The organism is Gemmatimonadaceae bacterium (genome assembly GCA_036504815.1).
Taxonomy (GTDB): Bacteria; Gemmatimonadota; Gemmatimonadetes; order Gemmatimonadales; family Gemmatimonadaceae; genus PNKL01.
Genome location: DASXUN010000021.1, coordinates 468,439 through 493,162 on the forward strand (window position 1 = coordinate 468,439; position 24,724 = coordinate 493,162).

23 protein-coding genes are annotated in these 24,724 nt (G+C 67.2%); 19 read left to right on the top strand and 4 right to left on the bottom strand.

Going from position 1 to position 24,724, the window contains the following annotated elements:
* Window positions 1–26 precede the first annotated feature (26 nt).
* The 3 genes from VGJ96_11690 to VGJ96_11700 all read left to right on the top strand — a co-directional run bounded on the left by VGJ96_11690 (window position 27) and on the right by VGJ96_11700 (window position 5,226).
* A complete protein-coding gene (locus tag VGJ96_11690; GenBank protein HEY3287768.1) occupies window positions 27–1,322 on the top strand; it encodes a hypothetical protein in 1,296 nt (431 codons plus the stop codon).
* A 91-nt stretch (window positions 1,323–1,413) separates the two neighbouring features.
* Window positions 1,414–3,831 (top strand): ShlB/FhaC/HecB family hemolysin secretion/activation protein, encoded by a 2,418-nt coding sequence (locus VGJ96_11695; protein HEY3287769.1) that lies wholly within the window; start codon window positions 1,414–1,416, stop codon window positions 3,829–3,831.
* Window positions 3,832–3,909: 78 nt separating this feature from the next.
* Window positions 3,910–5,226: a GGDEF domain-containing protein gene (locus VGJ96_11700; GenBank protein HEY3287770.1), complete on the top strand. Its 1,317-nt coding sequence runs from the start codon at window positions 3,910–3,912 to the stop codon at window positions 5,224–5,226.
* A gap of 144 nt (window positions 5,227–5,370) precedes the next feature.
* On the opposite strand, the gene VGJ96_11705 is transcribed toward VGJ96_11700, so the two are convergent.
* Both VGJ96_11705 and pruA read right to left on the bottom strand, forming a co-directional pair.
* On the bottom strand, window positions 5,371–6,282 hold the full coding sequence (locus VGJ96_11705) for a PhzF family phenazine biosynthesis protein (protein ID HEY3287771.1): 912 nt from the start codon (window positions 6,280–6,282) through the stop codon (window positions 5,371–5,373).
* Window positions 6,283–6,288: 6 nt separating this feature from the next.
* On the bottom strand, window positions 6,289–7,932 hold the full coding sequence (pruA, locus tag VGJ96_11710) for an L-glutamate gamma-semialdehyde dehydrogenase (GenBank protein ID HEY3287772.1): 1,644 nt from the start codon (window positions 7,930–7,932) through the stop codon (window positions 6,289–6,291).
* A 160-nt stretch (window positions 7,933–8,092) separates the two neighbouring features.
* Here pruA and VGJ96_11715 point away from each other — a divergent pair, with 160 nt between their 5' ends.
* The 13 genes from VGJ96_11715 (at window position 8,093) to VGJ96_11775 (ending at window position 19,392) form a co-directional block, all read left to right on the top strand.
* Window positions 8,093–8,800: a response regulator gene (locus tag VGJ96_11715; protein ID HEY3287773.1), complete on the top strand. Its 708-nt coding sequence runs from the start codon at window positions 8,093–8,095 to the stop codon at window positions 8,798–8,800.
* A complete protein-coding gene (locus VGJ96_11720) occupies window positions 8,797–9,699 on the top strand; it encodes a deoxyribonuclease IV (protein HEY3287774.1) in 903 nt (300 codons plus the stop codon). The genes VGJ96_11715 and VGJ96_11720 overlap by 4 nt, the downstream gene beginning before the upstream one ends.
* A gap of 253 nt (window positions 9,700–9,952) precedes the next feature.
* Window positions 9,953–10,291, top strand: coding sequence for an SWIB/MDM2 domain-containing protein (locus VGJ96_11725; GenBank protein HEY3287775.1), 339 nt, complete (start codon window positions 9,953–9,955; stop codon window positions 10,289–10,291).
* Window positions 10,292–10,388: 97 nt separating this feature from the next.
* On the top strand, window positions 10,389–11,180 hold the full coding sequence (lepB, locus tag VGJ96_11730; protein ID HEY3287776.1) for a signal peptidase I: 792 nt from the start codon (window positions 10,389–10,391) through the stop codon (window positions 11,178–11,180).
* Between the two features lie 100 nt (window positions 11,181–11,280).
* Window positions 11,281–13,620 (top strand): penicillin acylase family protein, encoded by a 2,340-nt coding sequence (locus tag VGJ96_11735; protein ID HEY3287777.1) that lies wholly within the window; start codon window positions 11,281–11,283, stop codon window positions 13,618–13,620.
* Between the two features lie 66 nt (window positions 13,621–13,686).
* Window positions 13,687–14,160, top strand: a complete 474-nt coding sequence (locus tag VGJ96_11740; GenBank protein ID HEY3287778.1) for a RidA family protein — start codon at window positions 13,687–13,689, stop codon at window positions 14,158–14,160.
* Window positions 14,157–15,176, top strand: a complete 1,020-nt coding sequence (locus VGJ96_11745; protein ID HEY3287779.1) for an alpha/beta hydrolase family protein — start codon at window positions 14,157–14,159, stop codon at window positions 15,174–15,176. Before VGJ96_11740 ends, VGJ96_11745 begins: the two co-directional genes overlap by 4 nt.
* 9 nt (window positions 15,177–15,185) lie before the next feature.
* Entirely contained in the window at window positions 15,186–15,749 is a 564-nt protein-coding gene (locus VGJ96_11750) for a hypothetical protein (protein HEY3287780.1), read from the top strand.
* Window positions 15,750–15,773: 24 nt separating this feature from the next.
* The gene (locus tag VGJ96_11755; protein HEY3287781.1) at window positions 15,774–17,186 is read left to right on the top strand and encodes a M24 family metallopeptidase; all 1,413 of its coding nucleotides are present in this window, start codon (window positions 15,774–15,776) and stop codon (window positions 17,184–17,186) included.
* Window positions 17,187–17,189: 3 nt separating this feature from the next.
* Window positions 17,190–17,546 (top strand): co-chaperone GroES family protein, encoded by a 357-nt coding sequence (locus VGJ96_11760; protein HEY3287782.1) that lies wholly within the window; start codon window positions 17,190–17,192, stop codon window positions 17,544–17,546.
* 134 nt (window positions 17,547–17,680) lie between these two features.
* Window positions 17,681–18,112, top strand: a complete 432-nt coding sequence (locus VGJ96_11765) for a BrxA/BrxB family bacilliredoxin (GenBank protein ID HEY3287783.1) — start codon at window positions 17,681–17,683, stop codon at window positions 18,110–18,112.
* Window positions 18,113–18,440: 328 nt separating this feature from the next.
* On the top strand, window positions 18,441–19,010 hold the full coding sequence (locus VGJ96_11770; protein ID HEY3287784.1) for a hypothetical protein: 570 nt from the start codon (window positions 18,441–18,443) through the stop codon (window positions 19,008–19,010).
* Window positions 19,003–19,392, top strand: a complete 390-nt coding sequence (locus tag VGJ96_11775) for a transcriptional regulator (protein ID HEY3287785.1) — start codon at window positions 19,003–19,005, stop codon at window positions 19,390–19,392. Before VGJ96_11770 ends, VGJ96_11775 begins: the two co-directional genes overlap by 8 nt.
* A 164-nt stretch (window positions 19,393–19,556) precedes the next feature.
* Here VGJ96_11775 and VGJ96_11780 read toward each other — a convergent pair whose 3' ends face one another.
* Both VGJ96_11780 and VGJ96_11785 read right to left on the bottom strand, forming a co-directional pair.
* Complete coding sequence (locus tag VGJ96_11780; protein HEY3287786.1) at window positions 19,557–20,843, bottom strand: ABC transporter permease; 1,287 nt, start codon at window positions 20,841–20,843, stop codon at window positions 19,557–19,559.
* On the bottom strand, window positions 20,836–21,801 hold the full coding sequence (locus tag VGJ96_11785; protein ID HEY3287787.1) for an ATP-binding cassette domain-containing protein: 966 nt from the start codon (window positions 21,799–21,801) through the stop codon (window positions 20,836–20,838). The genes VGJ96_11780 and VGJ96_11785 overlap by 8 nt, the downstream gene beginning before the upstream one ends.
* 97 nt (window positions 21,802–21,898) lie before the next feature.
* Here VGJ96_11785 and VGJ96_11790 point away from each other — a divergent pair, with 97 nt between their 5' ends.
* From VGJ96_11790 to VGJ96_11800, 3 genes are read left to right on the top strand one after another with little or no spacing between them, the layout of a single operon-like run.
* Window positions 21,899–22,828, top strand: a complete 930-nt coding sequence (locus tag VGJ96_11790) for an extracellular solute-binding protein (protein ID HEY3287788.1) — start codon at window positions 21,899–21,901, stop codon at window positions 22,826–22,828.
* Between the two features lie 5 nt (window positions 22,829–22,833).
* Window positions 22,834–23,643, top strand: coding sequence for an ABC transporter permease (locus VGJ96_11795; protein HEY3287789.1), 810 nt, complete (start codon window positions 22,834–22,836; stop codon window positions 23,641–23,643).
* Entirely contained in the window at window positions 23,640–24,719 is a 1,080-nt protein-coding gene (locus VGJ96_11800; protein HEY3287790.1) for an ABC transporter ATP-binding protein, read from the top strand. The genes VGJ96_11795 and VGJ96_11800 overlap by 4 nt, the downstream gene beginning before the upstream one ends.
* The last annotated feature ends 5 nt before the right edge of the window (window positions 24,720–24,724 follow it).

Genomic DNA, 24,724 nt, shown 5'->3' on the forward strand with positions numbered 1-24,724 from the left:
TGTCTCTCTGTCGTCTCTCTCGACTCATGACTACTCGCGAGCTCCTAAATCTCGGCGTCACTCAGGGCATCATCACCGCCGAGCAGCGCGCCGCCCTGCAGACCTTGCTGGGAGCGGTGGAATCGACTGAGCGTCCGCAGGAAGCCGAGCGCTCGTTCAACGGTATCGCCATCGCGTACGCGATTGGCGCCATCGTGGTGCTCTTCGCCTTCGGCTGGTTCATGGTGGACCGCTGGAAGGTGCTCGGCGACGGGGGAGTGCTGGCGCTGTCGCTCGGGTATGCGGCGATCTTCCTGGTCGTGGCGCACGTAATGAAGCGGGAAGGGTTCAGCTTCGCCCGCGGCGTGTCGATGCTGCTGGCGGTGGGGATGGCGCCGATCGCCATGTATGCGCTGCTGCGCTTCATCGGCGTGTGGACACCGGAACTCGACGCCCTCTGCGTCAAGGAACACCATCCGTTCGCCGTCTGTCAGGGCCAGCCGCTCGCCATCGAGCTGGCGGCGGTCGGCGCGGCGCTGGTGGCCATGCGGTTCCTCGCCTTCTCGCCGTTCATGATTCCGGTCGCGGTGGTGAGCATCACGCTTCCGGAACGGTTGCTGCGGGAATGGGCGCCGGGACCGGGCATTGATGGCGCGGCGATGGGGTGGCGGTGGGTGATCATCGCCAGCCTGCTGGCGGCCGTCGCGTACACGGTGGACCGCCGCCGGCGCGACGAGGATTACGGCGCCTGGCTCTGGCTTCCCGTGGCCGTGGCCACCTGGTTCGGCTGCCTGATGCTCTTCCAGTTCGACTATGGTCTGCGCTGGTATCTCGCGCCGGTGTCGTTGCTCGTCATCACGGCATCGGTCATCCTGCGACGGCGCGTGCTGCTCATTGTCGGGCTGTTCGGCGTCTTCGGCTTCCTCGGATGGCTCGCCTTCGATGTCTTCAAGGTGACGACGGCGTTCCCCATCGTGCTGGCCATGATTGGCGTCTCGATCATCATCCTGACCGTCTGGGTGCAGAAGCGCTTCCCTGACCTGATCCGGCGCATGGCCGGAGATCCTTCGCAGGTACCGCGTTTCCCCGGCGGGGTGGCGGCACTGCTGGCGCCGGCCCTGCTGGGATTGCTGCTCGTGCAGGATGCGGCGCGGATGGACCGGGAGGAGGCGGCCGACCGGCGGAGTCAGCGGCACGCCATGGCGTCGCGTGACCGTGCGCGTCGCGACTCGATCGGCGCCGCGCGCGGTTTGCGGCGCGCGCCGACCGCGGCTCCCGCGCCGGCCGGCCCACCCCAGCCCGCGCCGACGAAACCGGCGCCGGGAGCGCCGCCGGCGAAGTAGCCCGGAGCCGGCGCGCCCCTCGAAACCGGCGGCTCGCGCGGCGCGTACCATTGGGTGACCCCCAAACCGGTCCACGCCCGGGAGTTCTCGCATGCTGCTGCACGTCCTGCCGTTCGTCGTCGTTGCCGCCCTGCAGGTCCAGGTGAAAGCCGGCGTGCAAAAGCGCCCGGTGGGCGATAGCACCAAGGCGCGCGCCGCGGCCGATACCACGAAGAAGAACGAGCGCGACGTCAGCTTTGGCATCCAGATTGGCGGCAGCGGCTCGGACGACGACGACGAGGATCACGCCACGCCGCGGCGGATTGCGGTCACCGACGACATGCGCCGGACGGCCTTCAAGGATGCGACCGCGCGCGACCTGCTCCTGCGCGCCCGCGCCGCGCGCCTGAAGCAGGACTCGCTCCTGGTCAGCTACGAAGCGCGCACCTACCAGCGCTTTTCGGTGGGGATGGGACTCCGCGCCTTCGGGCGCGAACGCGTGCTGATGCGCCACGAGGACATCAGCAACGTGCGCTGGCACCGCGCCCGCGGCGCGTGGGTGGAGGTGAAGGGCTCGCGCACCGCCCTCCCGGTCGCGCCCAAGGACGAGGTGGACGAGAACGTCGACATGGGGAGCGATCCGCCGATCCCCTACTTCCCGGGGCGCGAACAGCTCTGGATCGGCAGCGGGATGGCCAAGACCGAGGTGGACGAACGCGAGCTGGTGCATCCGATCGCCGAGGGATCCGAGGCGTACTACACGTACCAGACGGGCGACTCGGTGATCATGACGCTCCCCGACAACAGCAAACTCACGTTGCGCGAGATCAAGGTGGAGGCCCGCGTTCCCAAGTGGAACCTGTCGGTCGGCTCCTTCTGGTTCGACCAGGGATCGGCGCATCTCGTGCGCGCCGTGTATCGGCTGAGCGTACCCATCGACGTCTGGTCAATGGACGAGGCCAAGGAGGACATGAAGGACGTCCCGTTCTGGGTGAAGCCGATGATCTCGCCGCTCAAGGTGGGTGTGGACGCCATCAGCATCGAGTACGGGCTGTACAACGGGCGCTTCTGGATGCCCAAGCTGCAGGTGCTGGAAGCCGGCGCGCAGGTGAGCCTGATGCGCGTGCCGGTGCAGGTGGAGCAGCGGTTTCGCTACGCGTCCGTCAACGGCCTCGATTCGCTGCCGGCCTTTCCGCGTCCGGCGGTGCGTTATGCCGCCGTCCGCGACTCGCTGCGCAAGGCGGGCGTGGATTCCGTCACCCGCGACTCGCTGCTGCGCGACTTCCGCAAGCAGCGCGACGCAAGGGCCCAGGCGCTGCGCAAGCAGGAATGCGCGACCGGAAGCACCTATACACGCATGCGCACGCAGTACAACGGTGCGCTCCAGATGGCCGTGCAGATGCCGTGTGACAGCCTGAAACTCGCATCATCGCCCGAGTTCGTGGGGTCGCTGATGGGGGCGGGCGAGTCCGTCTTCGGCACGAACGACATCGAAGACCTCAAGAAGGCGCTCAGCTTCGACCTGCAGGCGGCGTGGATGCCGCAGAAGCCGGTCATCGTCTGGGGGTTGAGCCAGACGCGCTACAATCGCGTGGAGGGCTTCAGCACCGGCGCCCTCGCGAGCATGACATTGGGGCGCGGCTACACCGCGATGGCCGGCCTGCGCGGCTCGTGGGCCGACCGCCAGCTGAACGGCGACCTCGGCATGGAACGCTCGAATGGACGCTCCACCTTGAGAGGCACCCTCTTCCGCCGGCTGGCCGTGGCCAGCGACTTCGGTTCACCGCTCTCGTTTGGCGCCGGGCTGGCATCGCTGCTGTACGCCGGCGATGAGGGGTTCTACTACCGCGCGTGGGGCGCGGAACTGTCGGGCGCCACCCCGCGGTTCGGGCGGACCGAATGGCGCCTCTTCGCCGAGCAGCAGTGGAACGCGCCCATGACGACGCGCTTCACGCTCTTCCGCGGCGCGCAGGATGATCGCGTGCTGCCAAACGTGACCGCCGCCAAGGCGGTGGAATTCGGCGGCGCGGCGCGCGTGCAGAAAGGATGGGGGCTCGACCCGCGTCGCCTGCGCGTCAATGTGGATGGACGCGCCGAGGCCGCCGCCGGCGACTTCGACTACACGCGCGGATTGCTCGACCTGACCGTGTCGCACGGCACGCCGTTCGGAACCGAACTGGCAGTCACCGCGTCGGCCGGCAGCACGGGAGGCACCGCCCCGGCGCAACGCAACTTCCAGCTGGGTGGCCTGCAGACGGTGCGCGGCATCCGTCCCGGGACGATGAGCGGCAGCGCCTTCTGGATGGGACGCGCCGAGTTGGCCATGTCACGGCGAGTCGTCAAGCCGGTCCTCTTCGGCGATGTTGGCTGGGCGGGCGACCGGAAGAACTTCTCGTCGCCTGGTCGTCCGATGAGCGGAGTCGGCGTTGGTGCGTCCATCCTCGACGGGATGATCCGGTTCGACGTGGCACGCGGGCTGTATCCGCAAAAGGCGGTGCGGGTGGACCTGAGCGTGGAGGCTCGGTTCTGAACGCTGCAAGGCGCGTAACGGTTGCTAAATTCGCGACAGAGTGACAAATCTGGTCACTCTTAACGCGTCTAAATCGCCGTGACCGACCCCACCCACGCCACTGGAGACGCGGCTGCCCGCGCCGAGGTCCTGCTTTGGCAGGGGACCTACCGCATGGGCATCGCGGCGGCGCTGGCCGGTGGCGCGCTGCTACTGCGCTCGCTGGAAATTGTTTCTGCCGAGTCGTATGGGGCGCTCGCGTGGGGAACGGAGATTGCCGCGCTGGGGTTCGCATTTGCGACGGCGATCTATATCGCCATCACGGGTGTCATCCAGTGGCGCGCGCGGACGCGTCGGCAGGCGTCGCGGGCGCTCGTCCGCACCCAGTTGGCGACCGACGCCCTGGCGGTTCACGTGTGCGCCCTGCTCCTGACGCCGCCCGCGCAGTACGATCGCACCCTGATCATCTCGATGTTCCTCGTGCAGTTCAGCCAGCTCTCCTTCGGCTGGCGCACGACCCTGTTCATGCTCGGCAGCGTCGGCATCAGCTACGGGAGCATCGTCGCCGTGTCGAATGCGGCGGGGATGATTTCATCGCCGATCGAGGAGTTGTGGACGTTTGCGCTCTTCGGCGCCGGTTCGCTGGCGTACGCGTGGATGCTTGGGCATCAGGGCGTCCGCATGAAACGCCTCACGCACCTGTTCGACAAGGCACGGGACGGCGACTTCAGCGAACCATACGCGGACGGGCGCGACAAATTCCCCGACTACATCACGCAGATCGGGCGCGCGTACAATGAACTGCGCGGCCATCTCGAAACGATCATCCTCACCGATCCGCTGAGCGGCTGCTTCAACCGGCGCGGCTTCAAGCAGCTGAGCGACCGCGAAGTCTCGCGCGGCATTCGCGCCAAGTGGCGCGTGGCGGTGCTGGCGCTCGACGTCGACCACTTCAAGCGGATCAATGACGACTTCGGCCACCTGACGGGGGACGAGGCCATCAAGGAGATCGGTGCGCTCATTCGCGATACGGCACGCGCCGGCGACGTGGTGGCACGACTCGGCGGCGAGGAATTCAGCATCCTGGCGCCGGACACGGATGAAGCCGGCGCGATGCACCTGGCGGGGCGCATCAACGAAGCCTTCCGCACCCGCTACTTCCAGAGTGTTCGCGGGCAGATCACGATCACCATCAGCATCGGCGTCGCCTCGGACGCCGCCGCGGCGGTCGACGTGGTGCGCATCCTTACGGAACGGGCCGACGAGGCCCTCTACGTGGCCAAGCGCAACGGCCGCGATCAGGCCGTGCTCTGGCAGACCGGGATGCGCGTCTTTGATTCGGCGACCGGTCGGAGTTCGGGAGAGCTCGGAATGCCGGATCGGAGGCTGTCACGGGAGATCGAAAGGCTGCCGTAAGGGCAGAGAGACAACAGAGAGACAACAGAGAGACAACAGAGAAACAACAGAGCGCGCCGGGGCCGGATGCCGTGGCGCGCTCTTTCTGTTGTCTCTCTGTTGTCTTTCTGTTGTCTCTCTGTTGTCTCTCTGTTGTCTCTCTTCTCAGATCCTCATCTGCCCCTCAGACACCAACACCGCCTCCCCGCCCACGCGCAGTGCGGTGATGGTGCCGTCGGCTTTGTCGGCTTCGATTTCGAGACGGCTGGGGCGACCCATCTCGACGCCCTGGTCGATGGTCCACGCCAGCGTGCCGCCGCGCACGCGTGACCGCGCCGCGAGGTAGCCGGCGAGGGTGACCGCCGCGGAGCCGGTGGCCGGATCCTCGGGGACGCTGATCCCCGGCGCGAACATGCGGGCGCGGTAGTGCCGCTCGCCCCCCTCCGGATCCGCCGCGTACACAAAGATCATCGGCGCCCAGGCGTTGGCGAGCGTCTCTTCCCAGCGCTCCACGTTCACGCGCGAGCGGCTCACTGCCTTGACGCTCGTGAGCGGGACGATCAGGAACGGTAGGCCGCACGAGACCGCCTGCGGCCGCTCCGAGGTGGCCATGATGTCGTCCGTGGACAGGCCGAGCATCTTCGCAAGGACGCCGCGCGAGGGGACCGGCGGCCCGATCTCGGGCATCTTCGCCGCCGACAACTGCGCCCACCCGCCGCCGGCATGCACCCCGCGGATCACCACCGGCACCGGACCGACGTTCTCCTCGAAGATGATGCGCGCCTCCCCGTCGCTGACCGGGATCTCCCCCGTCGCCGCCAGCACGATTGCGGTGCCGATCGTCGGGTGGCCGGCAAACGGCACCTCACCCCCGGGCGTGAAGATGCGCACGCGCCGGGTATGGCCCGCCTGCTCGGGGGGATACACGAAGGTCGTCTCGGAGTAGTTGAACTCGCGGGCGATGGGGAGGAGCAGCTCCTCCGGAATCCCCCGGGCGTCCGGGATGACGGCCAGCTGATTGCCGCCGAAGCGAACGCCCGTGAAGACGTCAGTCGTGATGAAGCGGATCGTGGACAACGTCGCCTACTCCTCGGCCATGAATGGATACTTGTAGTCCGTCGGCGGGACGAAGGTTTCCTTGATGGTGCGGGCGCTGACCCAGCGCATCAGGTTCATCTTCGAGCCGGCCTTGTCGTTGGTGCCGCTCCCGCGGGCGCCGCCAAACGGCTGCTGACCCACCACGGCGCCCGTCGGCTTGTCGTTCACGTAGAAATTGCCCGCGGCGTTGCGCAGCGCGGTGTGCGCCTCGAGAATCGCGCGGCGTTCGCGCGCGAAGACCGCGCCGGTGAGGGCGTAGGGCGAGGTCTGGTCGACGATCTGGAGCGTCTCCGCCCACTTGGCGTCGTCATACACGTAGACCGTCATTACCGGGCCAAAGATCTCCTCGCAGAGCAGGCGGTACGACGGATTGTCGGTCTGCACCAGCGTCGGCTCGATGAACCACCCCTTCTCGCCGTGCGCCTTGCCGCCGGCCAGCACCTTGGCATTCTTGTTCGCGTCCGTCAGGTACTCGCTGATGCTCGTGAACGCCTTCTTGTCGATGACGGCTCCCATGAAATTCCGGAAGTCGGCGACGTCGCCCATCTTGATGTCGGCGATCATCTCCTGCGCGTACGTCAGGACGTCCTTCCAGAGCGACTTCGGGATGTACGCCCGGCTGGCGGCCGAGCACTTCTGGCCCTGATACTCGAACGCGCCGCGGACGATCCCCACCGCCACCGCCTTGGCGTCGGCGCTTGGATGTGCGACGATGAAGTCCTTGCCGCCGGTCTCGCCCACGATGCGCGGATACGAGCGGTAACGGTTCATGTTCTTGCCGATCGTCTCCCACATCGAGTTGAAGACGCCGGTGGAGCCGGTGAAGTGCACGCCGGCGAGGCCTGGATCCGAAAGCGCCACGGCCGAGATGGCCGAGGCCTCGCCCGGCAGGAAGTTGATGACGCCCGGCGGCAGCCCGGCCTCGACGAACAGCTGGTACATGTACCAGGCCGAGAGCATGGCCGAACTGGCGGGCTTCCAGAGCACCGTGTTGCCCATCAGCGCCGGCGACGACGAGAGGTTGCCGCCGATGGCCGTGAAGTTGAACGGCGTCACGGCGTAGACGAAGCCCTCGAGGTGGCGGTAGTCGGTCTGGTTCCACATCCCCGGCGACGAGACGGGCTGCTCGGCGTAGAGTTCCTGCGCGAAATGGACGTTGTAACGAAGGAAATCCGTCATTTCGCAGGCGGCGTCGATTTCCGACTGGTAGACGGTCTTCGACTGGCCCAGCATGGTGGCGGCGTTGAGCGTGCTGCGCCAGGTGGTGGCCAGCAGTTCGGCCGCGCGCAGCATCACGGCGGCGCGGTCTTCCCAGCGCCACGACGCCCATTCCTTCTGCGCCTCGGCGGCCGCGGCGATGGCCGCGTGCACATGCTCGGGCTTGGCCCGGTGAAAGCGCCCGATGACCTGCTGGTGGTTATGCGGTGAGCGCACGTCCACGAGATCCCCGGTGCGGATCTCCTTGCCGCCGACGACCACCGGGATGTCGGCGCAGTCAGCCGACATGGCGGCGAGGCGGCGCTTCAGCTCAGCCTTTTCGGGAGAGCCGGGAGCGTATGACTTGACCGGTTCGTTGACCGGGGGCGGGACGCGGCGGAGGGCGTTGACCGGGGCGGCGGGAATGTTCATGGAACGTCGAGCCTCGAACGAGTGGGATAAGGGCTCTCCAAAGATAACCGTACGGCAACCCTCACGGCCGTGCGGCCCGCGCACGTCCCGGAGCGGTTCCCCCCTCGCGACTGTAAGGGCAACTGCCCAAATTGCCGCCATCCCCGACGACCGTGGCTTTGTGCGCGTACTAATTGCCGATGACGATCCGCTGATGCGGCTGCTGCACGAGGAAGTGCTGCGGGTATGCGGGCACGACCCCGTGCTGGCGAGCGACGGCCTCGAGGCGTGGACGCTTTTCCAGTCCGAGATCCCGGCGATGGTCATTCTGGACTGGCAGATGCCCGGGATGGACGGCCTCGAGGTCTGCCGCCGCATCCGGGCACACGAGGCGGGGGATACGACTTTCGTCCTCGTCGTCACGGTACGCGACGCCTCCGAGGACCTGACGGCGGTACTCGACGCCGGGGCGGACGACTATATGTCCAAGCCGGTGACCCCCGACAACCTGAAGGCCCGCCTGCGGATCGCCGGACGGCAGATCGAGGTGGCGCGGGCGCGAAAGGCGGCCGAGGAACAGCTGCGCCGGGCACGCTACCTGGCCGGCATCGGCGAGACGACGCTCGCCCTGCATCACGAGATCAACAACCCCCTCGCGGCACTCCTGACCCACACCTCCCTCATCGAGCACGGGCTGGTGGGCGAGGCGGAGATGAAGGAATCGATGCTCGTCATCGGCGAGCAGGCCCGGCGGATTGCCGACGTCGTGAAGCGGCTCAGCGCCGTCGAGCGCGAACGCCGGGCGGCGTCGGTGGAGTACCTGAACGAGGCGCGGATGCTCGATTTGCGGAGCGCCGCCGCCGTCAGCCTGCCGGGCAAGCCCAAGTGAGGCGACTGCTCGGATCGCATCCGAACGACGCGGGTGGCATTGCGATAGCGGCGCGACGCGCGGCCTCCGCCGGGATGACCACCCTGCAGCTGTTCACCGCGCCGCCCACGTACTATGGCGAACGCGCCGGGATGCGTGCGGAGAAGGCGGCGAAGTTCCACGCCGCGCTGGCCGAGGGAGGGATCAACCCCGGCGACGTGCTGGTGCACGCGGCGTATGTGCTGAACACCGCCTCTCCGGAGGAAGAGAAGGCAATGCGGGCCCGCGCCGGGCTCACCAAGGAACTCGAGCGCACGCAGGCCATCGGTGCGCTGGGATGCTGCTTTCACCCCGGCTCGGCCGGAACCGGCGACCCCGAACGGGCCGCCATTCAGGTGGGTGAGACCATCCGGCATGCCGTGGCGGCTGTACCGGGGACGGCGCGCGTGCTGGTGGAAAACACCGCGGGGGCGGGGAAGACGATGGGGCGCACCCCGGAAGAGATCGCCCTGATGCTGGCTCAGGTGCCGGCGGAACTGCGCCACCGCACCGGGTATGGACTGGATACCTGCCACCTGTTCGCCGCGGGGCATGACATTGCCACGAGCGCGGCGTCGCTGACCGCCGTGCTCGACCGGTTCGAGCAGGCAATTGGCGAGCCGCCCGCCTTCTTCCACCTGAATGACAGCCAGCACCCGTTCGGGTCGAACAAGGATCGCCATGCCCTGCTGGGGGAGGGGGCCATCGGCGCGGCGCCCTTCCAGTGGCTGCTGGCCGACCGGCGCGCGCTGACGGTGCCCTGCATCCTCGAGACGCCGCACGATTATGGCGAGGTGGAAGACGAGGACACCGGCGCCGATTCCGCCGACCTGCGCATGATGGCGCTCCTCCGCGCCTGGACCGGGACGCACACGCCGTAGCGACGTTTTCCCTCTGAAAAACGACCGTTCAACCAGCCGCGCCGGTGCCCATTTTGGCCGGGGGGAGCGCCCGTGTGCGCCGGGCCACGGGCGGTTTCCCTCTGGAAACGGATTGGGGGTCCCCGAAAATTCGGTCGTTTTCAGAGGGAAACGCTATTGCGCTCAGAGGGAAACAATTTACTTTCGAGACGTCGGGGCGCGTGTTCTACCGGGAGAGCGCCGACCGCGAACATCCTTTCCAGGAGAAATCCGAATGGCTGCCAAGAAGAAGGCTGCGAAGAAGCCGGCGAAGAAGGCCGCGAAGAAGGTCGCCAAGAAGCCGGCGAAGAAGAAGACCGCCCGCAAGCCGAACGCCGCGTTCATGAAGCCGGTTCAGCCGGATGCGATCCTTGCGCCGATCGTCGGCGACAAGCCGCAGCCCCGCACCGAGATCATGAAGAAAACCTGGGCGTACATCAAGAAGAACAGCCTCCAGGACAAGAAGAACAAGCGTCAGATCAACGCCGACGACAAGCTCAAGGCGCTGTTCGGTGGCAAGGCCGCCGTGACGATGTTCGAGATGACCAAGTACATCTTCAAGCACGCCAAGTAAGGCACGCTTGCCAGAGCGAGAGGGGCGCCCGCAGGGGCGCCCCTTTTTGTTAGATTGCGGGGTACTGAGCGCACCCGTTCCCTCGAGTCCAGCGATCGTGGCCAAGAAGAAGACCGACACGCCGAAGAGTGCCGTCGCCGCCGCCCGTGGCGGCAACCCCCCCATGGCCCGCCGCGCCTGGGAGAACTTCAAGTCCATCGCCGCCACGCTGGCGATCTTCCTGTTCATTCGCGCCTTCTTCGTCGAGGCGTACCGCATTCCATCGGGCTCGATGATCCCGACGCTGCTGGTCGGCGACTGGCTCTTCGTCAACAAGCTCGTCTACGGACCGAACGTCCCGTTCACCAGCGTGAACCTGCCGGGCTACTCCGATCCGAAGCGCGGGGACGTGGTGGTCTTCAAGTCGCCGTACCAGCCGGATGAGGCGGAGATCGGCAACGACCCGACGCCGACACTGGTGAAGCGCCTCGTCGGGATGCCGGGCGACACCATCTATATGCGTGCGGGCGTGCTGTACGTCGACGGTATCGCCCAGCGCCAGGGATATGGCGCCGAGCAGAACCCCAAGGGCGATCCCGACGAGACGCACCCGCTCTTCGACTGGCAGAAGAAGGTGGGGCTCAAGGCGTCGCGTTTCGGGGCGGCGCCGGACCAGCCCACGCACGACAACTGGGGGCCGCTCGTCGTGCCGCCCGGTCACTTCTTCATGATGGGTGACAATCGCTACTTCTCGAAGGACTCGCGCTACTGGGGCTTCGTTCCGCGCGACAACGTCCGCGGACGCCCGATCTTCATTTATTACACGTTCGTGCCGAGTTCCGAGTCGGATAAGGTCCTGTCGTTCATCACCGATATTCGGTGGGGACGGATAGGGCACATCATTCGATAGAGAAACAACAGAGAGACAACAGAGAAACAACAGAGAGACAACAGACAGGGAATGCGAGGCGGAGGGGGTGTTCCGCGCCTTTCCTGCATTGTGAGGCTCCATGAAGCGCGCGCTCTTCTTGCTGCTCGCCGCTGCGCCGCTGACGGCGCAGGCGCCTTCCGCCCTCCTGGACTCGGCGCGCACGCGCCTGGCCGTCCTCGACGGCACCGTGCCTCTGGCCGGTCTTGACAGCGCCGTCGAAGTGCGGCGCGACCGGTGGGGCGTCCCGCACATCTACGCGAAGACACAGCACGACCTCTTCTTCGCCCAGGGTTTCGTCGCCGCGCAGGACCGCCTGTGGCAGATGGAGATGTGGCGGCGCGCGGGCGAAGGACGGCTGGCCGAAGTGCTGGGACCCGCCTACGTCGAGCGTGACCGCATTGCGCGCGCCCTGCGCTACCGCGGCGACTGGAATGCGGAATACGCCAGCTATGCCCCCGACGGCCGGGTCATCATGGAAGCATTCGTGCAGGGGGTGAACGCTGCCATCGCCGACGCCCGGCAGCGGCGCGCACTCCCGATCGAGTTCACGATGCTCGGTATCGAGCCAATGCCGTGGACACCGGACGTTCCGCTGCAGCGCCTCGCCGCCTTCTCGATGACGCGCAACGCCAGCGCCGAGGCCACGCGTGCCCGGCGCCTGTCGCTGCTGGGGAAGGAGCTGACGCAGCAGCTCTGGCCGCTCGATCCGGCGCACGACCTCGACCCCGTGCCGGGCTTCGACTACGCCGGAATCGATGAGAAGGCGATCGCCGCGATGATCGAGACCGCCGGTCCGATCACCTACTCCGCCATTCAGGGCTCGAACAACTGGGTGGTGAGCGGCGCGAAGACGGCCACCGGCAAGCCGCTCCTCGCCAATGACCCGCACCGCGCCATCCAGAACCCGTCACTGCGCTACCTCACGCATCTCGTGGGGCCGGGGTGGGACGTCATAGGTTCGGGCGAACCGGGCCTGCCCGGCGTCGCCATCGGACACAATGACCGCATCGCATTTGGCATCACGATTGTCGGAATGGACCAGCAGGATCTCTATGTCGAAACGGTCGGGGCGTGCCCCAATGCGGGGGGACGATGCTACCTCAACAACGGACAATGGAAACCGCTGCGCCGCGAGGTGGACACGATCCACGTAAAGGGCGCCGCACCGCGCGTCATCGCCACCGAATACTCGGAGCACGGACCGATCGTCGGTGAGGACCCAAGCCGACAGCGGGCCTTCGCCCTCAAGTTCGTGGGGGCGGAGCCGGGAACGGCCGGGTATGCGGCATCGCTCTCGCTCGATCGCGCGAGTGATTGGTCGACGTTCAAGTCGGCGGCGGCGCGCTTCAAGCTGCCAACGGAGAACCTGGTCTATGCCGACGTGGACGGGAACATCGGATGGGTCGCTGCGGGGCTGATGCCATTGCGCCACTGGACGGGAACGCTGCCCGTCCCCGGCACGGGCGGTTTCGAATGGTCCGGCTTCCTGCCATTCGATTCACTGCCGATGGCGTACAATCCGCCAAGCGGCTTTATCGGCACGGCCAACGACAACATCCTGCCGCCCGGCTACCGTCACGCCCTCAACTACGAGTTCACCGCACCGTTCCGCGGCAATCGCCTGCGCGACGTGCTGGCGCATGAACGCCGCCTGACCGTCGAGCGGATGCAGGCCCTGCAGCACGATGACTACTCCCTGCCGGCGGCGGCGCTGGTGCCGCTGCTCGTGTCGGCCGCTGAGCGGATCGGAGTGCAAGACAAGCCGTCGGTGCAGCGGTTCGCGCGGTGGGATTACCGGATGTCGCGCGATGCCATTCAGGTGGTCTGGTTCCACGCCTGGGTGGATGCGCTTGGCGATCGGGTCTTTGCCCCGCGCGTACCGGCCGCGGCGCGCGCCGCCATCGGGTCGCGCTGGTCGTTGCCGGCGCTGATTGCCCTGCTGCGCTCCCCCGACGCGGCCTTCGGGGCAAGCCCGGCGTCGTCGCGCGATGCGTTGCTGCTCGCCGCGCTGGATGACGTCGAGCGTGTGGTGCTGAAGACCTACGGGGCGGACTCGACGGGCTGGCGGTGGGGGACGCTCCACACGGCGCGCTTCCCGCACCCGCTGGACAAGGCGTTCGACCTGCCCGCGGTATCACGCGCCGGCGACGCGAACACCGTCTACGCCTCCGGCGGAGCAGGAGACCGCCAGACGCACGGCGCGTCGTACCGGGAGATCATCGACGTGGCCGACTGGGATCGTTCGGTGGCGACGAGCGTGCCCGGACAGAGCGGGCAGCCGGGAAGTCCGCACTACGGCGACCTCCTGCCGCTGTGGGGCGCCGACCAGTACTTCTCGCTGGTCTACAGTCGGCGCGCGGTGGAGCAGGCCACCGAGCACGTGCTATGGCTCCGCCCGGGTTCGGGCGAGAAGAAGTAGCGCGTGGAGGTTGCGCCGCCTCGAGACCAAGGCGCACTCTTGGGGAAACCTTAACCGATGCGAACGATGCGAATGCTCCGTGTCGCCACACTCGCGGCCACCGGCCTGCTGGGCGCCTGCCACTTCTCAAGCGCACGCACGGCGCCAGCGCCCGCCGCTGATGTCGCCTTCCTGCACCCCTATGGGGCGCCGACGCGCCCCTTCTCGCCAGCCGTGCGGGTGGGAAACCTGATCTACCTTGCTGGGCAGATCGGCACCGACGCCTCGGCGAGCGGCGCGGTGGTGAGCGGCGGGATCGCTGTCGAGACGAAGCAGACCCTCGAGAATATCAAGGCGGTCCTCGCCGCGGTGGGGTCGTCCATGGACCGCGTGGTGAAATGCACGGTCTTCATGGCCGACATGAAGGAGTGGGACGCGATGAACGCGGTCTACCGCACCTATTTCACGGCGCCGAACTTCCCCGCGCGCTCGGCCTTTGGCGCCAATGGCCTCGCGCTCAATGCGCGCGTCGAGATCGAGTGCATCGCGGCCGCCAAGTGAACTCGGATCGAACCCAGCAGATGCCGGCCGGGATGCGGAGCCTCGTCACCAGTGTGCTGGCGTTGACGTTACTCACGCCGGCCGTGGTGCAGGCGCAGGCCGTCCGCCCCGGGCGGGTCGTCACCGATTCGCTCTGGTCGTACGCGCTCGGCGCCTACAAGAAACTGGTCGTCTACCTGCCGCCCTCGTATGACCGATCGTCGACCCGGTATCCCGTGGCGTACTACCTGCACGGCTGGAGTGGGAACGAGAGCAACTGGGTGAAGGCGGGCAAGATCGACGCTTCCATGGACACGCTGGTGGCACGGGGGATGCGTGAGATGCTCGTCGTCATGCCAGACGGCGACGACGCGTGGTGGATGACGTCGAACTCGCTGCCGGACCTGCCAGGGTGTGTGCGCACGCTCCCCAACTATGCCGGTGACGCGGCCAGCTACTGTGTTCCTTGGCCGCACTACGATGACTACGTGAACTACGACGTGGTGCGGTGGGTGGATGCCACCTTCCGCACGAAGGCGGACCGGGCGCACCGGGGTGTGGCGGGGCTGAGCATGGGCGGGTACGGGGCGCTCCTGCTGGCGCTCGAGTTTCCCGAGACGTTCGCGGCTGCAGCGTCGCACTCGGGCGTGCTCTGGCCGCTCGAGTGGGCGCCGGGGGGCGTGCTGAATCGGCCCGCCGGGACCGCCGACTCCACGTGGACCCGCATCTATGGCAACGCGGTCGGACAGAGCATGCGCGCCGTCTTCGGCAAGGACACCATTGCCTGGTACGCGAGAGACCCGGTGCATCTGGTCGACCGGGTGAGAACGCGTGGTGCGGCCGTGCCGGCGCTCAAGGCCGACATTGGCCTGGGCGATCCGTTCCTGGCAGGCAATCGGGCCTTCCGCGATGCACTGAAGGCCCGCGGCGTGCCGCTGGCCTATGACGAATTTCCCGGCGTGCACGACTGGAACTACTGGCGCGCCCACGCCCGCGAGAGCCTCCCCTGGCTCGCGGGCGTGATCGCCACACCATAATTATCCATCGTGACTGATTTCTTCCCCCGCAAGACGATCGCCTGGGAAGTCGTCGAGGATCCGACGGCGCTCCGGCGGTTCTCGAACTCCCTGCCGGAGATGGCGCTCGTCACGGGCGTGACGCTCCGTCTCTACCGCGCCTATGTGCTGTCGCACGGGTCGCCGGAGAGCGGGCTGTGGGTGGGGTCGACGCTCATCATCGGGGCCGTGCTGCTGCTGGTGATGCTCACGGTGCACCTGGCCAATCACACGGTTCGGCACTGGTGGTGGCGCGCGCCGACGTTCGCCGCGCTCGAGGCCGGAACCGAGATCATGATGTCGCTGGCGCTCACCGCGGTCGGGCTGGAGAAGATCGGGAGCCGGGTCGCGTCGCTGAGCGACTGGTTGCCGATCGCCGCGCAGGTCCTGGCGTGGCGCGTTCTGCTGATCATCCCGTTCACGGCGCTGCTGGCCGTGGTCGTGACGATCGTGCGGCGGCTCCTGCTGTCGGCGGAGCATCGCACCTCCACGGCGCAGCGCGTGTCGGAAGCCCAGCGTGCGGTCAGCGACGAACCGCCGGCCCCGCCGGCCTGAGATTCCATCTACGGGCAGGACCCCATGACACGTTTTATGCGCGTTGCCTTCGCCGCCGCCCTGCTCTGCGCCGCGGTGCCGCTGGCCGCCCAGCGTCCCGCGGCGCGACTTGCCGACCGCCGCCATCCCTTTGGCACGCTGCGCGAACAGGCCGCGCGCCAACAGAAGTGGCTCGAGGTCCGCATGCAGACGGTCCTTCCCGCGCTGATGCGCGCCAATGGCATCGACATGTGGATCGTCCCCATGCGCGAGTACGCCGAGGATCCCGTCTTTTCGTCACTGGTGTCGCCGACCACCTTTGCGGCGCGTCGTCGCACGATCTACGTGATGTTCGACGTCTGCTCGGCGAGCGGGCGCACCGACGTGGGCGACGGATCCTGCGTGGAGCGCATCGCGCTTGGTGGTTCATCGCAGGGCGGGGTGTGGAAGGCAACGCGCTCGACGGCGGCGGTGGAAGCGCCGGTGGGCGGCCAGCAGGCGGAGCTCTGGGGCGATGAGCAGTGGAAGCTGCTCAAGAAGGTGGTGGACGCGCGCAACCCGAAGGTGATCGGCATCGATTACTCGCGCACCTTCGCCTTCTCCGACGGACTGACGCACGGCGAGTATCTCGGGATGACCGAGGCACTGGGCGACCGCTGGACCGCGCGGCTCAAGCCGGCGGAGGAACTGCCGCTGCAGTTCATCGCCTCGCGCGTGGCCGATGAGGAGGCGTTTTACGGGGAGCTCACGCAGCTGGTGTGGGAGCTGGTGGGCGAGATGTACTCGTCCAAGGTCATCGTACCGGGCAAGACGAAGACCAGCGACCTCGTCTGGTGGTGGCGCCAGCGCGTGAACGATCTTGGGCTTGGGACCTGGTTCCAGCCCAGCATCGAAGTGCAGCGCACCGGGGCGACGGAGGAATCGTTGGGTGCAGATCCCGTAATCCAGCGCGGTGACGTGCTGCACTGCGATGTCGGGATCACGGCCCTGGGGCTGAACTCGGACACTCAGCACATGGCCTATGTGCTAAAGCCGGGCGAAACGGATGCGCCGGCGGGACTGCGGACGGCGCTGGCGAACGGCAACGCCCTGCAGGATATCGTGATGGCGGAAATTCGGCCGGGGCGCACCGGGAACGAGATCCTCAAGGCTGCGCGTTCACAAATGGCGGCACGCGGCATCACCGGGACCGTCTACTCGCACGCCATCGGCATGCACGGGCATGGCTCGGGGCCGCTGATCGGGCTGTGGGACTATCAGGAAGGCGTGCCCGGGCGTGGCGACGCCAAGGTGATCGCCAACATGTGGTACTCGATCGAACTGCAGGCCACAACGCCGGTCACGGAGTGGAAGGGGCAGGCGGTCCGCATGGCGCTCGAAGAGGACATGATGATCGGCACGGACGGAACGCCGCGTTGGGTGAAGGGGCAGCAGAAGAAGCTCTGGCTGGTGAGGTAGGCGATGAAGCGAGGCAAGAAAGAACTGATTGTCGTTGGCGATCGCGTCCTCATTCGGGTCGAGGACGGCGAAGAGCGCACCAAGGTTGGCCTGTACCTGCCGGCCACGGCGGTCGAAGGGCAGCAGGTGCAGGGCGGCACGATCGTGGCCACCGGTCCCGGCCAGCCGCTGCCGGTGGTCGAGGATCACCTGGATGAGCCGTGGCGCATCACGTCCGGTTCACAGACGCGGCATGTCCCGATGCAGGCGCAGGTGGGCGACTACGCGCTCTTCTTCCGGAAGGCGGCCGTGGAGATCACCTTCGACGAGGAGCGCTATCTCGTCGTGCCGCAGGCGGCGATCCTCACGCTAGCCCGTTAGCGACCGCGCACGGGGACTGCCGGAACGTCGCGCACACGCCAATTGTTCATATGGGGACGCGTGGCACCCTGCGGCGTCGCCGGCCGCCGTCCCCCGCAGCGAGAAGACCCCCCAACACGGAAGAACGTCCCATCATGTATCCGGAACCGATGGTCGCGCCGATGCGCGAAGAACTGACCTGCCTTGGCGTGAAGGAGTTGCGCACGTCGGCGGAAGTGGCCGAGGCCCTCGGCAACGCGAAGGGAACGGCCCTGGTGGTCGTGAACTCGGTCTGTGGTTGCTCGGCGCGCAACGCCCGTCCGGCGGTGGCGACGGCACTGCAGCACGAGGTGAAGCCGGACCAGCTCTTCACGGTGTTCGCCGGGCAGGACGTGGACGCGACGAAGGCGGCGCGTGCGTTCTTCACCGGTTATCCGCCCTCATCGCCGTCCATTGCCTTGCTCAAGGACGGCCGCATCGTGACGATGCTCGAGCGGCATCAGATCGAGGGCCGCACGGCGAGCGAGGTCGCGCAGGACCTCGTGCAGGCCTTCGACCGGCATTGCGCCGCCGCCGCGGCACGCTGAAAGATTTGGTGCAGAGACTCTGGCGCGAAATGACGAAGCGATTATAGCTTTTCTGTTACCAATGCGAACGTGGCATTGGTCTTCGCGGCGGCACGACCGTCCGCGGACAAGAGGACCGGCTTCCGGGAGCCGGTCCTTCTTGTTTAAGACAGACAACAGAGAAACAACAGACAGACAACAGAGAGACAACAGACAGACAACAGAGAGACAACAGACAGCGCGGAAATGGGTGTGCTCTGTTGTCTTTCTGTTGTTTCTCTGTTGTCTCTCTGTTGTTTCTCTTTATATTTCAAAGCACATGTCTCGCCCTGCCTCTCGCCCACCTTCCGTGCTGGCTGATCATGCCGCGGACCAACTCGCGTTCATTCGCGAGACGATGATGCGCGCGGGGACGTTCACGGCGGTGTCGGGCTCGGGCCTCATCGGCATTGGCCTCATCGGGGGCACGGCCGCCCTGCTCTCGCCAAGGATGGCCTCGGCGCAGGCGTGGCTGCTCCTCTGGCTCGCGGCGGCGGTGCTGGCGATTGCCGTGGCCGTGCCGTTCATCGCCCGCAAGGCCAGGCGGTCGGGCCAGTCGCTGCGTGCCGGGCCCGCGCGCACGTTCGCGCTGGCCTTCGCGCCGGCCCTGGTGGCGGGGGCCCTGCTGACCGCTGCGCTCGTGGCCGCCGGCGCGTGGCAGGTGATTCCCGGCATGTGGCTCGTCTGCTACGGAGCGGCGGTAGTCTCGGGGGGCGCCTTCTCCGTTCGTGTCGTCCCCGCGCTTGGCACGGTGCTGGTCGTTCTCGGCGCCATCACGCTCTTCACCCCGCCGGCCGTGCATGCCTGGATGCTCGGTGCTGGGTTCGGCGGGGCGCATCTGATCTTTGGCTACTTCGTCGCGAGGTACCACGGTGGCTAAGCCCACGTCTGCTGCCATCAAGCGCAGCGATCGCAAATCGTCGTCCGCGAGCCCGGCACTGGCACCCGTGCTCGGCGGCGAGCCCGTGCCGGCCGCGCTCGACAAGCTCATCCACGACCGGGTGCGTCTCGGCATCATCAGCGCGCTGGCCGTGAACGAACGCTTGAGCTTCACCGACCTGCGCGACCTGCTCGCGCTCACCGACGGCAACCTGAGCGTGCACGCGCGCAAGCTCGAGGAAGGCGGTTACCTGACCTGCCAGAAAGGCTTCGATGGCCGCGTGCCCAAGAGCGAGTATCGCCTCACCGCCGCCGGCAAGCGCGCCCTCGAGCGCTACCTGGGGCATATGGAAGCGCTGATCGAGGCGACGAGAGGACGGTAGGAGAGAGAAACAACAGAGAGAAAACAGACAGACAACAGAGAGACAACAGAGAAGAGGCATTGGCCTGGCGCGTTTGAACGCGCGCCGAGCCGATGCCTCATCGCCTTCTCACCTCTGTTGTCTCTCTGTTGTTTGTCTGTTGTTTCTCTGTTGCTTGTCTGCCCCTACGCCTTCCGTATCCACCTCGCCAGTTCCCTCATGCTCGGCCGCTTGCCATACATGAGCAAGCCGACCCGGTAGATGCGCGCCGAAAGCCAGACACAGAGTGCGCACGTCAGCGCCACGCCGGTAAGCGTGGCCGCCAGTTCGTACCATGGCACCTGGATGGCGCTCATGCGCATCGGCATGATGACCGGCGCCGAGAACGGCACCCAGCTCACAATCTCCGCGAGACGGCTCGTGGGATTCAGCATCACGGGCTGGGCGAAGATGATGCTGAAGACGAGCAGCATCACCACCGGTTGTGCCGCCTGGTTGGCGTCCTCCTGGCTCGAGCACATCGCCCCCACGGCGGCGAAGAGCGCGGCATACAGTCCGTACCCGAGTATGAAGAACAGGACGAGCGATACGATCAGGATGGGCGGCACCTGCGGCAGCGGAATGGCCGGTGCCGCCGGCATCCCGAGCTTGAGGAAGATCGGCTCGCGGAACTGATAGAGCGCCACCGCGCTTCCCAGCCAGATGGCCTGCTGCAGCAGGCCGACCGCCCCGACGCCGATCACCTTGCCGGCGAGCAGAATATCGGGCGACACGGATGACACGATCACCTCGGCCACCCGCGTGGTCTTCTCCTCCAGCACGCCGCGCAGGATGGCCTGCCCGTACAGGACGATCATCATGTACAGCAGGAAGGCGATGAGGAAGCCGAAGATCGCGCTGCCGATGCCGGAGCCGCCGCGTCCCTTGTCGGTGATGCGCTCGGCGTTCATCTGCACCTTGATGCGCGTGAGCACCTCGACGCGCCGCGGATCGAGTCCTTCCTTCTCGAGCCGCTGGCCGAGCAGGGCCGAGCGCAGGGCGTTCTGGAGCGACTCCATCTCGTTCAGCGACGACGCGTTCCGCCCGGCGTACGACGCCTTCTGTTCCTGGATGGTGAGGGAGTCGAGCACCAGGTAGCCGCGCCGGACCTTCGCCATCACGTCCTTCGTGGCCAGCGACTCGGCCGCCGCCACTTCATTGGGCGCGACGACCACGACCTGGGTGGAGGCGGCGTCGCCCATCGGGCCGCCATTCAGGCGGGTGGCCACCCGGTCGCCAAGTCCGGTGCCGGTGGCGTCGATGATGCGGATGTCGCTCACCTTCACGTCGCGCATGCCGCGCACCGACAGGTAGGCCGGCAGCACCATGATCACGCCGAAGAAGACCGGGCCGAAAATGGTGACGACGATGAACCACTTGTTCCGCACGCGTTCCAGGAACTCGCGCTTGATCACTGCCCAGAGCTTAGCCATGGCCGCTCATCCCCTCCTCCACGCCCGCCGCGCCCACGCGATCGAGGAAGATCTGGTGAAGCGACGGCTGGATCAGCTCGAAGCGCTGCACCTGCGCCCCGGCGCCAACGAGGCGCTGGAGGAGCCGCTGCGGATCGCCGCCCGTCGCCATCTCGAGTTCGAAATACCGATTGTTGTCATCCATCTTGGAGACGAGCCCCGTGTCGGCGAGCACCGCGGTCACCGCATCGGAGGGCGACCCGGCCAGCGAGAGCGCGACATTCAGCTTGTGGTGCTCCGACTTGACGCCCGAGACCGATCCGTCGAGCACCTTGTCGCCGCGCGCGATGATGCAGACGGAGTCGCAGAGCCGCTCGGCGTTGTCCATGAGGTGCGTGGAGAAGATCACGGTCTTCCCGCGATGCTTCAGTTCCACGACGGTGTCCTTGAGCGCCTGCGCGTTGATCGGGTCGAGCCCGCTGAACGGTTCGTCGAGGATCACGACGTCGGGATCGTGCAGGAGCGTGCCGATGAACTGGACCTTCTGCTGCATGCCGCGCGACAGTTCGTCGACCTTGGCGGCGCCCCAGTCCTTTTCCGGGGTGCGAAGGGAGAGGCGTTCCAGCCATTCGGAGATGCGATGGTCGGCCGTGCGGCCGTCCACGCCCTTGAGTTCCGCCAGGAACCGCAGGAGGCGGCGCACCTGCATCTTCTTGTACAGGCCGCGTTCTTCGGGGAGGTACCCGACGCGATCGAGCAGCCCCGCGGCGGTGTTGGGGAGGCCGAGCACGGTGATCGAACCCGAATCGGGCGCGATCACGTTGAGGATCATCCGGATCGTGGTCGTCTTGCCGGCGCCGTTCGGGCCAAGCAGTCCGTAGACGCTGCCGCGCGGGACATCGAGACTCAGGTCGCGAACCGCGACATGCTCGGCAAACTTCTTGGTGATCCCCCGGAGTTCGAGGGCAAGGTCAGCCATGGCTCATTGGATTGAGGTGTGACCGAATATAGAGAGGGGGACGAGAAGGGGTGCGGGAAGCCTTGAGACGGGCGCGCAATTGAGTGACACTACGGCTATGACGCGCTCGTGGATTCTTGCGTTGGCCTTCGTGGCCGCCTGCGGTCGCTCCGGCGACACCGGCACGGCCTCCAAGACGCTGGTGGCCTTCAACGCCGGCTCGCTCGCACGTCCGCTGCGTGCGGCGCTCGATTCGTTCGCCGTGCGGGAAGGCGTGACCGCGCTGCAAGAGAGCGCCGGGTCGCTCGAAACCGCAAGGAAACTTACCGAACTCGGCAAGATTCCCGATGTCGTCGCGCTCGCCGACGAGGATGTCTTTCCGCAGTTGTTGATGCCGAGTGCCCTGACGTGGTACGTGCGATTCGCGCACAACCGGATGGTGCTGGCCTACACCCCCCGGTCGCGCGGGGCCGATTCCATTACGGGAGACAACTGGTGGCGGGTGCTGCTGCGCGACGGCGTTGAAACGGGACGCAGCGACCCGCAACTCGACCCCAACGGCTATCGCACCCTCCTGGTGCTTCAGCTCGCCGAGCGCCATTACGCGCAGCCTGGACTTGCCGGGCGGTTGCTGCAGGCGATGCCGGCGCGCAATGTGCGCCCCAAGGAGGCCGATCTCGTTGGCCTGCTCCAGGCGGGCGAGTTCGACTACATCTGGTCGTACGAATCGATGGCGCGGAGCCTCGGACTCAACTTCGTCCGGCTCCCGGAGGCGATTGACCTGTCCGCGCCGGCTGATTCGGCTTCGTATGCGACCGCGCACGTGCGCGTGCGCGGCAGGGGGGCCGACTCGGTGGAGTTCCGCGGGCGACCGATCGTGTACGCGCTCTCGGTGCCGCTTGCCGCCCCGCATCGAGAGATCGCGGAGCGCTTTGTCCGGTACCTCCTGTCGGCGGACGGGCAACGCGTGCTGCGCCAGCAGGGGCTCGATGTGCTGGCACAGCCATCCATCGTCGGCACGGGCGCCCCGGCGGGGATCGTGAAGTGACGCCAATGGCTGGCACCGCGCCGACGCGGGGCGCCCAACGCCTCATCGCGGTGATGGCGGCGCTCGCCAGTTCGCTCCTGCTGCTCTTTCTGGCGGTGCCCATCGGCAAGCTGATCGGCGCCGGCGGTGCCGCCGGGGTGCGACAGCTGGCCGTTGACGCCGAGCTGCGCGGCGCCCTTTCGCTCACCGCGATGACCGCGACCGCGGCGACGCTGCTCGGTGTGCTCGGCGGCACGCCGCTCGCCTACTTGCTCGCGCGGCGCGAATTCCGCGGGCGTGCCGTGCTCTCCGCGGTCCTCGACCTGCCGCTGCTCATCCCGCATCCGGTGGCCGGCATCGCGCTCCTCCTCCTGCTTGGGCGCGAATCAGTGGTCGGCGGTGCGATGATCACGGCCGGATTGCGCGTCGTCGGCACCCCTCTCGGCATTGTCGCCGCAATGCTCTTCGTCGCGGCGCCGCTTTTCATTAGTGGTGCGCGCGAAGCGTTCGCGAAGGTGGACCCCCGATACGAAGCCGTGGCGCGAACGCTCGGCGATACCCCGCAACGGGCCTTCCTGCGCATCACGCTCCCCCTGTCCCGCCGCGGCCTGGTGGCATCGGCCGTGGTGATGTGGGCGCGCGCGGTCAGCGAATTTGGCGCCATCGTCGTCCTGACGTACAACCCGAAGGTGGCGAGCGTCCTGAGTTACGACCGCTTCACCAGCTTTGGCCTGAACGAAGCGCTGCCGGTGGCGGCCGTGCTCGCACTGCTCGCGCTGATTCCGCTGACGGCGCTCCGCACCCTGCGTGGCGCGGACGATGGAGCGGCGCCATGATCGAATGCCGCGCGCTGAGTGCGCGTCACGGGACGTTTCGGCTTGCGGACGTCTCCTTTGCCGTCCCGGCGGGACAGTACGGCGTCGTCATCGGGCCGGCCGGCTCGGGCAAGACGACGCTGCTCGAAACGATCGCCGGCGTGGTGCCCGCGACCTCGGGATCGCTCCTGCTGCACGGCGTTGATTGCACCATGACCGCCCCCGAGGCGCGGGGCGTGGGGCTGGTGTATCAGCACGCGTACCTCTTTCCGCACCTGAGCGTGGCGGCCAACATCGCGTACGGCGCGGCGTCGCCGGAACTCGCCGAGCAGGTGGCGCGTCGCTTTGGGGCCGATGCACTCACGGGCCGCCCCGTGCGTGCGCTCTCCGGGGGCGAACGGCAGCTCGTCGCGCTGGCGCGCGCCTTCGCGCGGCGGCCCGCGGTGGTGCTGCTCGATGAACCCTTCAGTTCGCTCGATCCGCGTCGCCGCACGCTCGTGCGCCGCGAAGTGCGCGCGCTGCACCGCGAGTGGGGCGTGACCACCCTGCAGGTGACGCACGATTTCACCGAGGCCGGCCTGCTCGGCGACGTGGCGATCCTGCTCGACAGCGGTCGCGCCCTGCAGTCGGGTTCGCCCGACGACGTGTTCCGCCGCCCCGCCTCGCCGTACATCGCCGAGTTCCTGGGCGCCGAGAATGTGCTGGCCGGCACGGCCCGGATGCTCGCGGAAGAAGCACCCGACTGGCTCGACGGCGAACCGTCACGGCTCGCGCACGGCAACCATGCCATCGAGTTCACGACGGGCGCCCTGACGCTCTACACCGTCGGCGATTTCCCGCTCAGTGCCGGTTATGCGGTGATTCGCGCCGAAGAGATCGTGTTGTCGCTCGAACCGCCCTCCGGTTCGGCGCGGAACCGTTTCCGTGGATCGATTGTCGAAGTCGCCACCCTCGGCGCACTCACGCGGGTGACCGTGGAGGTGGACGGCGTTCCGCTCGTGGCCTCGCTGACGACGCGGTCGGCCAAGGAACTGGCGCTGCGGCCGGGCGTGGTGGTGACGGCCTCGTTCAAGGCGATGGCCGTGCACCTCTGCTGACCGTC